17 protein-coding genes and 2 pseudogenes are annotated in these 12,697 nt (G+C 44.7%); 13 read left to right on the plus strand and 6 right to left on the minus strand.

Annotation, left to right across the window (positions count from 1 at the left end; all coding sequences use genetic code 11):
• The first annotated feature begins 9 nt into the window (after positions 1-9).
• Positions 10-666, plus strand: coding sequence for a YitT family protein (locus tag PaeBR_RS14835; RefSeq protein ID WP_410511341.1), 657 nt, complete (start codon positions 10-12; stop codon positions 664-666).
• Positions 667-683: 17 nt separating this feature from the next.
• Here PaeBR_RS14835 and PaeBR_RS14840 read toward each other — a convergent pair whose 3' ends face one another.
• Positions 684-1,925 (minus strand): MFS transporter, encoded by a 1,242-nt coding sequence (locus tag PaeBR_RS14840; RefSeq protein ID WP_410511342.1) that lies wholly within the window; start codon positions 1,923-1,925, stop codon positions 684-686.
• Positions 1,926-2,092: 167 nt separating this feature from the next.
• On the opposite strand from PaeBR_RS14840, the gene PaeBR_RS14845 reads away from it, so the two are divergent.
• Positions 2,093-2,485 (plus strand): hypothetical protein, encoded by a 393-nt coding sequence (locus PaeBR_RS14845; protein WP_410511343.1) that lies wholly within the window; start codon positions 2,093-2,095, stop codon positions 2,483-2,485.
• A gap of 321 nt (positions 2,486-2,806) precedes the next feature.
• Here PaeBR_RS14845 and PaeBR_RS14850 read toward each other — a convergent pair.
• Positions 2,807-3,091: pseudogene (locus tag PaeBR_RS14850) on the minus strand (neutral zinc metallopeptidase); the annotation flags it as partial.
• A gap of 180 nt (positions 3,092-3,271) precedes the next feature.
• Between PaeBR_RS14850 and tnpA the strand changes: the two are divergent.
• Positions 3,272-3,673, plus strand: coding sequence for an IS200/IS605 family transposase (tnpA, locus tag PaeBR_RS14855; protein ID WP_410515190.1), 402 nt, complete (start codon positions 3,272-3,274; stop codon positions 3,671-3,673).
• 11 nt (positions 3,674-3,684) lie between these two features.
• Complete coding sequence (tnpB, locus tag PaeBR_RS14860; RefSeq protein WP_410511344.1) at positions 3,685-4,788, plus strand: IS200/IS605 family element RNA-guided endonuclease TnpB; 1,104 nt, start codon at positions 3,685-3,687, stop codon at positions 4,786-4,788.
• A gap of 116 nt (positions 4,789-4,904) precedes the next feature.
• Here tnpB and PaeBR_RS14865 read toward each other — a convergent pair.
• Together PaeBR_RS14865 and PaeBR_RS14870 are read right to left on the minus strand one after the other, a co-directional pair.
• A pseudogene (locus PaeBR_RS14865) lies at positions 4,905-5,339 on the minus strand (neutral zinc metallopeptidase); the annotation flags it as partial.
• A gap of 146 nt (positions 5,340-5,485) precedes the next feature.
• Entirely contained in the window at positions 5,486-6,292 is an 807-nt protein-coding gene (locus PaeBR_RS14870) for a YheC/YheD family protein (protein WP_410511345.1), read from the minus strand.
• 158 nt (positions 6,293-6,450) lie between these two features.
• On the opposite strand from PaeBR_RS14870, the gene PaeBR_RS14875 reads away from it, so the two are divergent.
• Positions 6,451-7,266 (plus strand): DUF6492 family protein, encoded by an 816-nt coding sequence (locus tag PaeBR_RS14875; RefSeq protein WP_410511346.1) that lies wholly within the window; start codon positions 6,451-6,453, stop codon positions 7,264-7,266.
• Between the two features lie 13 nt (positions 7,267-7,279).
• A complete protein-coding gene (locus PaeBR_RS14880) occupies positions 7,280-8,602 on the plus strand; it encodes a sugar phosphate nucleotidyltransferase (protein ID WP_410511347.1) in 1,323 nt (440 codons plus the stop codon).
• 287 nt (positions 8,603-8,889) lie between these two features.
• Here the strand turns inward: PaeBR_RS14880 and PaeBR_RS14885 are convergent, their stop codons facing one another.
• Entirely contained in the window at positions 8,890-9,132 is a 243-nt protein-coding gene (locus PaeBR_RS14885; RefSeq protein ID WP_410511348.1) for an SHOCT domain-containing protein, read from the minus strand.
• A 70-nt stretch (positions 9,133-9,202) separates the two neighbouring features.
• Here PaeBR_RS14885 and PaeBR_RS14890 point away from each other — a divergent pair, with 70 nt between their 5' ends.
• Complete coding sequence (locus PaeBR_RS14890) at positions 9,203-10,000, plus strand: YetF domain-containing protein (RefSeq protein WP_410511349.1); 798 nt, start codon at positions 9,203-9,205, stop codon at positions 9,998-10,000.
• Between the two features lie 33 nt (positions 10,001-10,033).
• Here PaeBR_RS14890 and PaeBR_RS14895 read toward each other — a convergent pair whose 3' ends face one another.
• Complete coding sequence (locus tag PaeBR_RS14895) at positions 10,034-10,270, minus strand: YetF domain-containing protein (protein ID WP_410511350.1); 237 nt, start codon at positions 10,268-10,270, stop codon at positions 10,034-10,036.
• 72 nt (positions 10,271-10,342) lie between these two features.
• Here PaeBR_RS14895 and PaeBR_RS14900 point away from each other — a divergent pair, with 72 nt between their 5' ends.
• The 6 genes from PaeBR_RS14900 to PaeBR_RS14925 all read left to right on the plus strand — a co-directional run bounded on the left by PaeBR_RS14900 (position 10,343) and on the right by PaeBR_RS14925 (position 12,631).
• Positions 10,343-10,780, plus strand: coding sequence for a hypothetical protein (locus PaeBR_RS14900; RefSeq protein WP_410511351.1), 438 nt, complete (start codon positions 10,343-10,345; stop codon positions 10,778-10,780).
• A gap of 11 nt (positions 10,781-10,791) precedes the next feature.
• A complete protein-coding gene (locus tag PaeBR_RS14905) occupies positions 10,792-11,502 on the plus strand; it encodes a DUF421 domain-containing protein (RefSeq protein WP_410511352.1) in 711 nt (236 codons plus the stop codon).
• Positions 11,503-11,526: 24 nt separating this feature from the next.
• Positions 11,527-11,733, plus strand: coding sequence for a hypothetical protein (locus PaeBR_RS14910; protein ID WP_410511353.1), 207 nt, complete (start codon positions 11,527-11,529; stop codon positions 11,731-11,733).
• 17 nt (positions 11,734-11,750) lie between these two features.
• The gene (locus PaeBR_RS14915; protein WP_410511354.1) at positions 11,751-11,951 is read left to right on the plus strand and encodes a hypothetical protein; all 201 of its coding nucleotides are present in this window, start codon (positions 11,751-11,753) and stop codon (positions 11,949-11,951) included.
• Between the two features lie 50 nt (positions 11,952-12,001).
• On the plus strand, positions 12,002-12,181 hold the full coding sequence (locus tag PaeBR_RS14920; protein ID WP_410511355.1) for a hypothetical protein: 180 nt from the start codon (positions 12,002-12,004) through the stop codon (positions 12,179-12,181).
• A gap of 246 nt (positions 12,182-12,427) precedes the next feature.
• Positions 12,428-12,631 carry a DUF1657 domain-containing protein gene (locus tag PaeBR_RS14925; RefSeq protein ID WP_410511356.1) on the plus strand — a complete coding sequence of 68 codons (204 nt, stop codon included), beginning with the start codon at positions 12,428-12,430 and terminating at the stop codon, positions 12,629-12,631.
• Positions 12,632-12,697 lie beyond the last annotated feature (66 nt).

Raw genomic sequence — 12,697 nt, forward strand, 5'->3', positions numbered from 1 at the left:
TGATTACCTGTGATATTTAAACCAAATCCAGTTTATTCTTTCAAGTTCCGCCGTTTATGCAAAAAGATCGCTCTTATCACCACAGGCTCTGTCATTCAAGGATTTGGAATGGCCGTCTTTTTGTTTCCTCATTCAATCCCATCCGGTGGGGCTGCCGGACTCGCGGTACTGCTTAATTACTGGTTCCACCTTCCGATGAGTATCGGGTTGTGGCTTATGAACATTATGTTCCTGCTAAGTACGGTCCATTATCTTGGAAAAGTCAGTGCTTTCGGTACGATCATGGTCATCACGATCACCGCGGTATCCGTTAACATCATAGACGTTTATATAAACTCGCCCTTCTCAAATATATGGATGGATCTGCTGGCCGGCTCCATATTCCTTGGTTCTGGAATTGCCGTCCTTTTAGGTCAAAGGGTTTCGAACGGGGGGATAGGCTATGTCGCTTTGGCGATTTACAAATTCAAGAAAATCAATCCGGGTAAAACACTATTTTGGATGAACGGCTGTGTGTTTCTAATCACTGCATATGTTATCGATTGGAAAATCATTATACAAGCCATCATTTGTCAATGGTTGTCTACAAGAATTGTCATTTGGATCTACAACCCTCCATTTCCAAGGAAAAATCAAATTTACAAATTGGAGCTACGTAAAAAGTAACGGATTAGTAACCCATATTATCTTCCATGCGCGGTTTCAAGAAAGCCTGAATGCTCTCCTTCCGGATGACTTTTCACCCGAATTAAGATCAATGCCAGCACCCCTACCAGAAAAGTAAATCCGGCAATGGATAAGAACATCCCTACTTTGGACCAATCCATTAACCATCCGAAAAGGGGAGGGCCGATTGCAACCCCAAAGAACCTCACGGAACCGTAAAGCGATGTGACAAAACCCCTTCTTTCCTTTCCCACTGCACCTGTTATGAAACTGTTGATACATGGAAGTATGAGCCCTGTACCCAAGCTGCTTAAAGCCAAAACCGCGATAAAAAGGCTCAAATTGCTTATAAAGGTCAAGCATCCATATGAAACGGTCATGAAAATAAATCCTAGTACAATCAGCTTTTTCATCAGCTTTTGGTCTTTTCCGATTTTACTCCCCGTCGTATACGAGGTAGTACACATAACCAACAGAGGGATCGCCAGAACGAGACCTTTCATTACCCCGTCAATTATATGCGTTTTCTCCAGTATTTCCGATAAATAAAAGAGAATGCCGAATAACGTAAACAAACAGGTTGCCCCCGCCAGGTAAGCCGTAAACAGCCATCTTCCCTCATGCTTGAATACGCTGAGCAGCCCCGAAACATACTTTTTGATTCCGGGTGCCTCTTTCTCTTTTTTCTTTTCCTTAATAAAAACCCATGTCAGAATAATGGATACAAGAACAACCACCGGGAAAGCGAAGAATACTCCGTACCATATAATTAATGCAATTAAAGAACCCAGAATCGGCGATATGACTTTCCCGAAACCGTTGGAGGCTTCTACCAGACCAAGCACTTTGCTCTCCTCCGAGCCTTTGAACAAATCACCGGTTAGCGCCATGGCTATGGGTGCGGTTCCTGCTGCCCCGATACCTTGTAACGTCCGTCCGACGAGAATCCATACATACGCGTTCGAAAATTGGGCTGCCGCAAACCCCGCCAATATCCCCCCGATCCCATAAAGGAATAAAGACGGAATAATCACAGCTTTTCGGGAGAAGCGATCCGACAAATAACCGAGAACCGGGATAGAAAACGCAGCGACCAAAGAGAAGACCGTTATAATTAGGCTCACCTGCAACGAGGATAGATGAAGCTCCGATTTTATTTTAGGTAAAACCGGGATTAGCATGGAATTACCCAAGGTCATAATTAACGGGATGGAACCTATGGCCACGATGGTCTTCCCCGAAGTATGTGATTCAGCCATGATGTCCAATATCCCTCCTTCGCGAAGTCAATCTAATTCCAAGTTAGAATGTCCTTTCCCAGATCACCTTATTCTTCAGAAAGAGGTAATACGCCGGGTATCATAGGGGGATAATAAAATGTAATATTCAGTGAACAATTACATCGGCTAAAGAAAGGAACAACTACGTGAAGCTATTTATTGAATATATTTTAGATGAGATTGAACAGATTGGAGTCCAAAACGGGTATCGGGTTTCGCTTTCGTCTAATAAGAACGAGGATAATTATGTCCGCGGCGTGATGCAATTTTTTGACAGCCTGTTCAATGTTCACTTTGTGATTGTCTTCAGCTTCCCTGAAGAGGAACCTAATCTTAATTATGTATTCTGGATTCTGAACCAGTTTGGCAATGAACGAGTGGTGGAGAAGGACGGTTCAAAGGAAAACATGCTCGATGCCGTCAAAGATGCCGCTATGAAAAAAATAAACGTTAATCTTGCGAAAGGGCCGGAAATTCGAAATCTGCTCAAGGAGATCGAACACATTGTTACTTCATACCCTACACCCACTAAAAAATAAACAGCAAAATCAGCGTAAAAGCCATTAGGGCTGCTACGCTTTGGCACACCCCAAAAAATTACGGGATGGAATGATAGATCAACACCAGAATCAGTTCTTGACAAAATGTTGCATGCGGGTATACGCGGATTTGAGCCGTTGGGCGGACTGCATAGCCCTTATATCGTGCTGGTGTACTAAAAGAGAACAGAAGCGGACTGAGGTGACGCTAATTGTGGATTCAACGCTTCTTTAGCCCGCTTTAAGCTAAATAAGGGCTTCTCTGTCCGCCAAATACGAAATCAGATGTATTTCAAGTACAGCCTCCCATAGGTCATTATTTTAGAGCCCGCCGGTATTAAAAGTATCTCCCCCGTCTATCGTTCCGGATTGGAAGCCTTTATAAAACCAACGTTTCCTCTGCTCGGAGGTACCATGTGTGAAGCTCTCGGGCACAACATAACCCTGTGCTTTTTTCTGGATGCTGTCATCGCCGACAGCGCTCGCTGCAGTCAACGCTTCTTCCAGATCTCCCTCTTCAAGCACATTCATTCCCTCGGCATGGTTGGCCCACACGCCGGCCAAGTAATCGGCCTGCAGCTCAAAGCGGACTAAATATTGATGAAAGGTTTTCGCAAACTTGTGACTTTTAGTCGTGAGTAAGAAAACTTCGGTCCAGGCGTGTCGATAGACACGTTAATGAACAGACATATGGTGTATTGAATTTGAGTGAGATAACACTTATATAAAGCATTATTCTTTCATTTTTAAGTAACATATGGTATGATTATTTTGGGTGATGAAAATATGGTAAACATCAAACATGGACGGGGATATGTTTACGCCATTGAGTACCACATCGTATGGTGCGTAAAGTACCGACACAAGATTCTTGTAGAAGAATTAGACGTAAGACTAAAAGAAATTCTTCTAAAAATTGCGTCCGACTATGCATTCACAATATCTGAAATGGAAAGCGACAAAGATCATATCCATCTGCTCGTTGAATGTACACCGCAACACGCAATACCCAGTATGATTAAAGTATTAAAAGGGATATCAGCGAGACTTCTTTTTAAAGAGTTCCCACATCTAAAGAAGAAATTGGGGGACGGTCATTTATGGAATCCGTCTTACTTTATTGCAACTGTAAGTGAACATACGGAAGAACAAATAAGGAAGTACATCCAAGATCAAAAAGTGAAATGAGGTGAAAATCAATGGTAGTGAACAAAGCCTATAAATTTCGCATCTATCCCACACCTGAACAAGCGACTCTCATTCACAAGACGATTGGATGTGCAAGGTTTGTATTCAATCACTTCCTTGGATTGTGGAATGATACATACCTGGAGTCAGGAAAAGGATTGTCCTATGGCTCTTGTTCTGCTGAACTCACTAAATTAAAGCAAGAAATAGAATGGTTGAAAGAGGCCGATAAATTTTCTCTGCAAAATTCGCTTAGAAACTTAGCGGATTCATACCATCGCTATTTCAAAAAACAAAACGATGCACCACGCTTCAAAAGCAAGAAGAATCCTGTACAGTCTTACCAAACAAACTACACCAATGGAAACATTGCAATTATAGATCACAACATCAAGTTACCTAAACTCGGACTCGTGAAGTTTGCCAAAAGTCGTGAAGTCGAAGGACGTATTCTGAACGCTACGGTTAGACGCAATCCGAGCGGCAAATACTTTGTATCTGTGCTTGCAGAAGTTGAAATCTGCGAGTTGCCCAAGACAGGCAATGAAGTTGGCATAGATGTTGGCTTGAAAGAATTTGCAACGCTATCGAGTGGCGTTGTGTTTGGCAACCCTAAATTCTTTCGCAGACTGGAAGAAAAACTGGCAAAGGCTCAGCGTAAACTTTCACGAATGATTAAAGGCAGCTCCAACTGGAACAAGCAACGCATCAAAGTTGCGCGAATACATGAAAAAATCAGTAATGCCCGTAAAGATTATTTGGATAAGGTCTCCACGCAGATTGTCAAAAACCACGACATCATTGCGATTGAAGATTTACAAGTAGCCAATATGGTCAAGAATCATAAATTAGCCAAATCCATTAGCGAAGTCTCTTGGTCGATGTTTCGCTCCATGATAGAGTACAAAGCGAAATGGTATGGTCGTATGGTTGTAGCAGTTGGCAAAACCTTTGCAAGCAGTCAACTATGTTCCTGCTGTGGCTATAAAAACAAAGACGTTAAAGACCTGAACTTACGTGCATGGGACTGTCCGGATTGTAGAACACATCACGACAGAGATTTCAACGCAAGCCTAAACATTCTTGCCGAAGGTAAAAGACTGCTTACCGTGTAAATGGGCCGTATAGCCATTATACAAACTGTCGGAACGACAGGGTTAGCTTGGTAAACTTCTCTTCGTTAGAAGGGACTACCCAAGAATCTCGTGACTTTAGTCATGAGAGGTTCAATGAATTCCTCTTTGCTTAGTTTCTGCTGCAGAGGAATAATCTGCTCCGTGGTTCCCAGGAGGGTCTGTATATGATGGCCCACCTCGTGGGCGATTACATAAGCCATGGCAAAGTCTCCCGGGGCCTGAAATTTCTGCTGCAGTTCATCATAAAAGCTCAGGTCAATGTAAAGCTTATGGTCACCGGGACAATAGAATGGCCCCACCGATGAACCCGATACTCCACAGGCCGACTCCACACTGCCCGAATACAAGACTAGAGTCGGCTTTTCGTAAACTTTGTTTTCCTGTTTAAACAACTCCGTCCATACGTCTTCTGTATCTGCCAGAACTACGGAAACAAAGTCCGCCAGCTCCTTCTCCTGTGCTGTCTCCGTGTATGGAGCGTTCGAAGTCGAATCTGTACCCGTCATAGTATTTAACAGATCGCCAGGGTTCATGGTGTGTCCCCCTTCGTCGTCTTTGTAAGTGTTATACCCGTGAATGGCAGAGTTCAACACTTTTTACGGCTGACAAATTTTATGTACAGGCGCAAGCTCATAATAAAAGGCAGCAGAACCTGTCCTGCTACCTTCTTGCAAGCTCATTTTTTTAAAGAATAGCGGCGGTATCTCATGACTTTTTTGTACATGGATTTATCCTTCAATTGATTGAAGATATAGGGGTCCGGATTCATATTCACCTCTATAATCCACGGAGTCAGAGTCTTGTCTAATCCAACATCGACGCCTATTTGATGAATTCTCGGATAGGTCTTGTGAAGCTGCGCCGCCATACGGATTCCAAGCTTATGGAGTTCCCCGGTCAGTAGCATTCTTTTCCGTTCCGACAGATGAGTAGACAGCAATTTCTCAATCGCCATCGGTTTTCCTCCGCTGTGATAATTCGTTACAATTTTTCGCGGGTGTCCCAGACGGCCGATAACCCCTGTAGCTTCCCAGGCTCCCTTGGGACTTAGCTGAACCATTACGCGAATATCGAATCGGCGCTGGTTATGCTTTAGGAGATGAATTCCCTTTTGAATCAAATAGCTTCTTCCGCCCGTCCGCTTTGCCAGACTCTTATAGAACGCATCAAAAGTCTCAAAGGTTCTGATAATCTCTTCGATTTGATAAGTATACCCGTGTCTGTCCCCCCGTTCGGCTCGGATTACCCCATTACCGTAAGTCCCCCGCTCCGGCTTTACATATACCATTCCATAGCTGTGAATCATCTGCTCCAGATTGCTTCTGTTAAATTTCCGGGTATCCGGAATAAACTTCTTGATAAAGCTGTTTTGAAGCAACAATTTGGTCTTAATCCATTTACTTTGCACTGCTCCTGCTGGTTTTGCCTTCACACCTGCACTCTCCTGTCCGGATAGGATCGACTCACTGATTCCAAATTTCACGGTCACTGCATCCTATGCAGAATGACGGTCAAGAGAATTAATCATATGCCCTGCTTTATAAGATAAACTTCACCCCTATCTTCGCCCTGTCAATATCAGTTTCAGTGACATAACCTAGTGCAGACGCATATTGCGAATTTGTGCATGGAGATGAAAATATGTCAGCAACCTTCGTAGGCCAATCGCCCCGCAAAACAGCTATAGACGTACTGATTCCGGCAATCGAAAAGGATCTGGGCACCCTGCCATTTGTTATCGACAGTCTCCGCCGCTATGTACAGCATCCAATCAGCCATATTTACATCGTCTCACCCAATAACAGCAAAATTAAGAGCCTTTGCTACCGGAAGGGCTGTACTTTTATTGATGAAACCACGGTCCTGCCTTTCACCAAAAAGGACATCCACTATTCCTCTCCACGATGGAACCGCTCCGGCTGGCTGTATCAGCAGCTGCTCAAGATGAATGGGGATACCCTTTGCAGGGAGAACTTTTTCCTGGTAATTGACGCAGATACGGTTCTGATCCGCCCGCACCGGTTCCGTTCCCAAGGGAAATCCATATTTTACTGCCGCAATTGGAGCCAGCCCGAGTACTTTCGGACCTACCGGAAGCTTCTCGGCACCAAAGCCCCTTCGCCCAAGTCCTTTGTTACCCACTACATGCTGTTTGAAAAAACAAAACTTGCCCAATTAAAAAGAAGGATTGAAGCCAGACACGGCATTTCTTGGCATGCCGCAATTATCCGCAGTATCGACAAGAGGAAGCAATTTGGTTTTTCCGAGTTCGAGACGTATGCCAATTATGTCTACAGCGGGAACAGTTCTTCCATCCTTTTAAAAAATGCCCGGAATAAGTCGCTCAAAACCTCTGTGTCCTCTCTAGGCAAAACGCAAACCCGGTCACTCGCCCAAAAATACCGTTCTCTTTCCTTTCATCAGCGTAAGGGGTATACCCGCGTATCCAAGCCCTAAGGAGGCAAAGACCATGCATACCATACTCTTGTGCGGCGGTTCCGGACAACGGTTGTGGCCGCTGTCAAATCATATCCGATCCAAAATGTTCCTGGAGCTGCTTCCGTCACCGGGCGGAGGCAGGGAGTCCATGATCGGCAGGGTTTCCCGGCAACTGGTTCGAAAAGGACTTGGATCATCGGCTCTTTTCGTGACTCACAAGGATCAGTTGGGTCTGACCAGAAGATACACGAAAGATTGCTTTCCGGTCATAGGCGAGCCCTACAAGAGGGGCACTTTCACCGCTGCGGCACTGGGGGCGGTCTATCTCCACTCCACAGGTCAGGCTAAGCTTGATGAAACCATCTGTGTGGCCCCGGCCGATATGTTTGCTGACGATGACTTTTTCGAACACTTCCGGGTCTTTCCTGATATATTGAAAACTTCACAGGCGGATATTGCATTGCTGGGGACAAGGCCAACGCATCCCTCTGATCAATATGGTTATATCGTGCCGGGACTGGCTGCTTCCTCAGAATACTCCTCTGTAATCCGCTTTGAAGAGAAGCCTGTCAAGCTCAGGGCACAAGCCCTGATACAAGACAACGCATTATGGAACTGCGGCGTTTTCGCGTTTTCTCTTCGTTTTATACTGTCCTATCTGGATCAAATGGGGTTGCCAACGGACTTTGCCGAGCTAACAGCCCAATATCCTGCTTTACCTGTTCGCAGTTTTGACAAGGAAGTGGTTGAACGCACCCCTAATATTGCCGTTATCCGGCATGAAGGCGAATGGCGCGATCTGGGGAGCTGGACATCGCTTACTGAGCAGCTGCACGAAACGGTTATCGGAAAAGGAGGCATTCGGGGGGAATCCCGCAATACGAATATTGTGAACGAGCTGGACGCTCCGCTGTATGTTCTTGGTGTATCTGACATCGTTGCCGTTGCGAGCCCCGATGGTATTCTTATCGCAAGTAAAGAAACTGCAAACGGGATTAAAGAGATTTTGGGAGGTTCTTCAGTGTATCCGGTGTATGGGGAAACCATTTGGGGGAGCTACTCTGTCCTAGACCGGTCAGGAAGTGAACTACATGCTGTTCTCACAATTAAATTGGCAATACTGTCCGATCACCATACAAAAGAACTTTTCAGCCGGGATTGCAGCAAGGTATGGACGGTTGTGTCCGGTGATGGAGATGTTATATTGAACGGTTCGGCTTATCCTGCTCGTGTTGGAGATGTGTTTTCCATAGCTGCCGGTGTTAGGCATGAAATTCGGGCTTTTACAGCCATGGAGTGGATTGAAGTTCGGATTGGCAAGGAGCGGGTGGATGAAGCGCTGTATGTGTCTTAAATTTGGGGAAGTCGGTCGATTAGCGGAAAAGCAGGAGCGGCATCGCTCGACTCGTCCTTGGATGCCGCTCGTTATTTACTATTTTGTGAATACCTGCGAAACAATATCCTGGATATCCTCTACCTGATAGGCGATATGATCCGCCCCGGCATTTCTTAGCTCCTCTTCAGAACCATAGCCGAACGTAACTCCAATGGATTCTACATGGCAAGCCTTGGCTCAAATAATGTCATGCTCCCGATCCCTTGATCGGAATGGTGACTTTTCTTTTTACAAATTTTTCCGTCTCAGGATCTGAAGCGATTCGTTAAGAAACTATACTTTTGGTTGTATTCTTCATCATTGATTTCACCCCGGACATAACGTTCATTCAACTGTCGTAACGGTGCATCCTCCACCTTGCATTTCTTGATCAATTGCCTGGCCACGATATACACGGTATAACCGGTGACTGCAATTATCACGATAATGCCGACCAGCATGATCAAACACATCCCCATCATATCCGTACCGTCCATCATCCAATCCATATTCAAGCTCCCTCCTTTGCTGGCGATAGTTTTTCCATAAGTTCTCCCATGTATGTATAGGGATGGCGAGATGGGTAAAACTACAAAACGAATTTCAAATCAAGGAGGAAAAATGAATGTCAACAGTTCATTGCAGTGTGAAAACAAAATGAATCAGTTCCTTGAATTATTCAAATCGGCAGAACAATCCATTACAGGATTTGCAGTTAGGGCGGTCGTTTCCGTAGTCCTGATTTATTTGATGAGCAAGTTTCTCATGAAACGGGCAGCGGGGCAATTCACCGCTTTCGACTTCGTCTTTTTATGGATGTTGGGCGCTTTGGCAGTCGCTCCTTTACTTGACGGTAAAATATTGTTCACCACTACGATCATCGCAACGGCTACCTTATATTTTTGGCACTATTTCATTTCATGGTTAGCCGTAAGAAGCAGACTTTGGTCCAGATTCATGACGAGAAAACCGGTTATTTTGGTTGAAAAAGGGATCATACACGAGCAAAATATGCGCCGCTCCTTTTTCAACATTGACCTACTCCTCTCCGAAATGAGGCTTGCGGATGCCTCTGACTTAGCAGAAGTCGAGCAGGTGATTTTGGAAACCAGCGGACATTTGAGCGTCGTGAAAAAAAACGAACATTTGCCGCCCACTCCGACCGAGTTTCAAATTCCCGTTCCACCCGGTGGATTGCCCACCATTCTTATTAATCGTGGCAAAGTGCTGTGTGATAATCTAATGTCCTTAAATCTTTCGGAAGAATGGTTGGAAAACCAATTATTCAAATATGGGGTTATGCATTTCAAGGATGTTTATTTGGTGACCATCAGCCCTGAAGGAGAATTGTATTATTCGGTGAAGAGCAGTTCGTAATGCCGCCAAACTGCTAAAGATGAAGCTGCTTGACTAATTCGTTATGTTGAAAGCTTCCGTGTTCGTGTCCTTCTTTGTATCGATATATAATTTTTGATCAGTACCCAGACAGGCATAGGATACTTCAGATATGTCGTATATACCCCGTCTGACCAATTCGTTCATTAGCCAGTTCTCAGATAGATGTTTCTGTTTAAAATTTTGCCGAATCATTTGCCCATCCATGATTAATTCCAAAGGCATGGTCTGGATGGCGGCTGTTTTCATCATATCTTGTCTTGTTACTTTTCGGTATTTTTTTGGCAAATTATCCTCATAATAAGAAAACATCTAATCCGGAGCATGATTTACAGCCAGTTTGCTGTAATGCCTGCACTGAAAAAAGCAGTAGGAAATAACAAGCTTCATGCTATAAGCGGTTTAATGATGAAGAGCTATTCTCCGCTGACCTGGACAAGCCTTGTCATTGTTGTGATTACTGGTTTTTATACCGTTTACGATAAAAAGGATGAGTTCACCACCTTGCAAAGCGGGCCGGGTGCTGTACTGCTTCTGAAATTGATTTTGGTTACAGCCCTGATCGTTATTTTTCTCCTGCAAGTTTTTTTGTACGGCCCGAAAATAAAGCAATTGATTATGCCCTCCACCCCAAAGACGAACGAAAATCAGTTGGAGATGGCGAAGCTTGAACAAACGACCGGCATCCTGTCATGGTGGCATTTGGGGATCGGCGTTGCGATTGTCATTTTCGGCGTGATTTTATCTCAGTTGCTTGAATAGAGGGATGGCAGATGAATTGGGACACTTTATGGAATGGCGGACCATCGTTAAATCCTCTGGAGATTTTCTTAAGAGTGACGATTCTTTACTTTAGCATTGTAATCATGACCCGATTGATGGGCCCGCGCCAGGTGGGAATTGTCTCGGCATTCAATTTTATCACTCACGCTGGTATGGCACATGTCGCGACGTCCCGAATGGTGAATCCGGAATCTTCACTCAACGCCGCGCTAGTCGTAATAGCGGTTGCCTATTCCTTGAGTCTGCTGCTTTCATTGATCGACTACGGATTTCCTTCGTGGGTAGGCACAAGCCCCGTACCCTTAGTACAAAACGGGCAGATTCTACAGAAAAATTTAAAAAGGGCTCAAGTAACGATGGATGATTTATTGGCCCAACTCCGCTTAAAAAAAGTACATAACTTATCCGATGTAGCTTCTGCTGTACTGGAACCGATGGGAGAACTCAGTGTACTAAAAACACCGGAATCCTCCCCTGTAACGAGAAGCATGTTGAAATTTCCGGAGAAACCAGCTGGAATGGGGACCGTGCTCATCTACGACGGTAAAGTGGAACGGCAGCATTTGTATGCACTGGGCTTAAGGGAAAACTGGCTGGAGGATGAGATCGCCAAAAGGGGATTTTCTATTTCTCAAGTGTTATTGGCAACACTCGAATCGACAGGCAATATCCATGTGAGCATTCAAAACAACTTAAATTAATTGGGAAAAAGGGAGCCGAAGAGGATGACCATGCTTTCAGAACAGGAAGTCTTGAATAACGCGTTTAAGGACATGCTGTTTCATGAACAAGTGCTGGCGGGCAAACTGGCTGAGCTGCATAAAGAAATAACGGAACCGCAGATCCAAAAAATGTTTCAAGGCATGGAGATGGCGGCGCGCACCCGCCAAAACATGTTGACCCAAAAAATGAGCGGCTTTGGCATTGTATAGCCGGGAGGAATTAACCGATGAATAAACTCGATAAAATGCACGATATCCTGGAGACGGAAATGGCGCATCAAATGCTGTACAACAAATACATGATGCAGATTACGAATGCGGAGACGAGACAGCTGTTCACCCAATTCCGGGACGAACATATGCAGCATGTTACCCAGATTCAGCAGCAAATTCAGCAATTGATGAAATACCCAACCAACTTACAATAAATTTTTCATATTTGGTTACTCTAAACAGGGATGAAAAGGAGGTGACCATCTTGGCGACTAAACAAGAAATCCAGCAGTGCATTACCGATTGTACGAACACGGCAAACATGCTACGTACAGCCACAAACGCCGTGCCTAAAGCTTCCATAAGAGACATGACGACGCAAGGAGCCGTTCATATCGAAATGTGTATTCGTCAATGTGAGCATGCTGCTGAGCATGCGCAGTAAAAACAACCCAATTCTTTGAGAGAGGTGTATGAATATGGAAGCGAATCCTGCTACCGATATACAGCAATGTATTCAGAAATGCCAACAAACCGCCGGACAGCTCCGGAGTTTGGCAAATCAAGAAACAAATTCGATGGTGAAGATGATGTTAAATGAAGGGGCGCATCATCTCGACCTTTGCCTCGTTGAATGCCAATATTCATTGCAAGAGCTACAAGCTCCCGCGATGGCTTCAAGGTGACGTAGATGACAGTATCAACAAAAATGCAGCAGACGGTCGCAAGCGCGGAATCGGTTATGGCAAGTCTGAAGTCGTTCGCATTGGAAACACAGGATCAAAATGCAAAACAGATGTTCCAATCCATGGCACAATCGCAGCAAACGATCGTTGACTCCCTGAATGCGCGGCTTCAGTATATTCAAAGTCAGGAACCCCAGTACAAGCAATAATCAGCACGAACAAGTGACACCGGGTTTCTCACGATGTCACTTGTTTTTATTTTCGATTAACTCTCG

It is taken from the genome of Paenibacillus sp. BR2-3, assembly GCF_046529485.1.
Taxonomy (GTDB): Bacteria; Bacillota; Bacilli; order Paenibacillales; family Paenibacillaceae; genus Paenibacillus_AQ.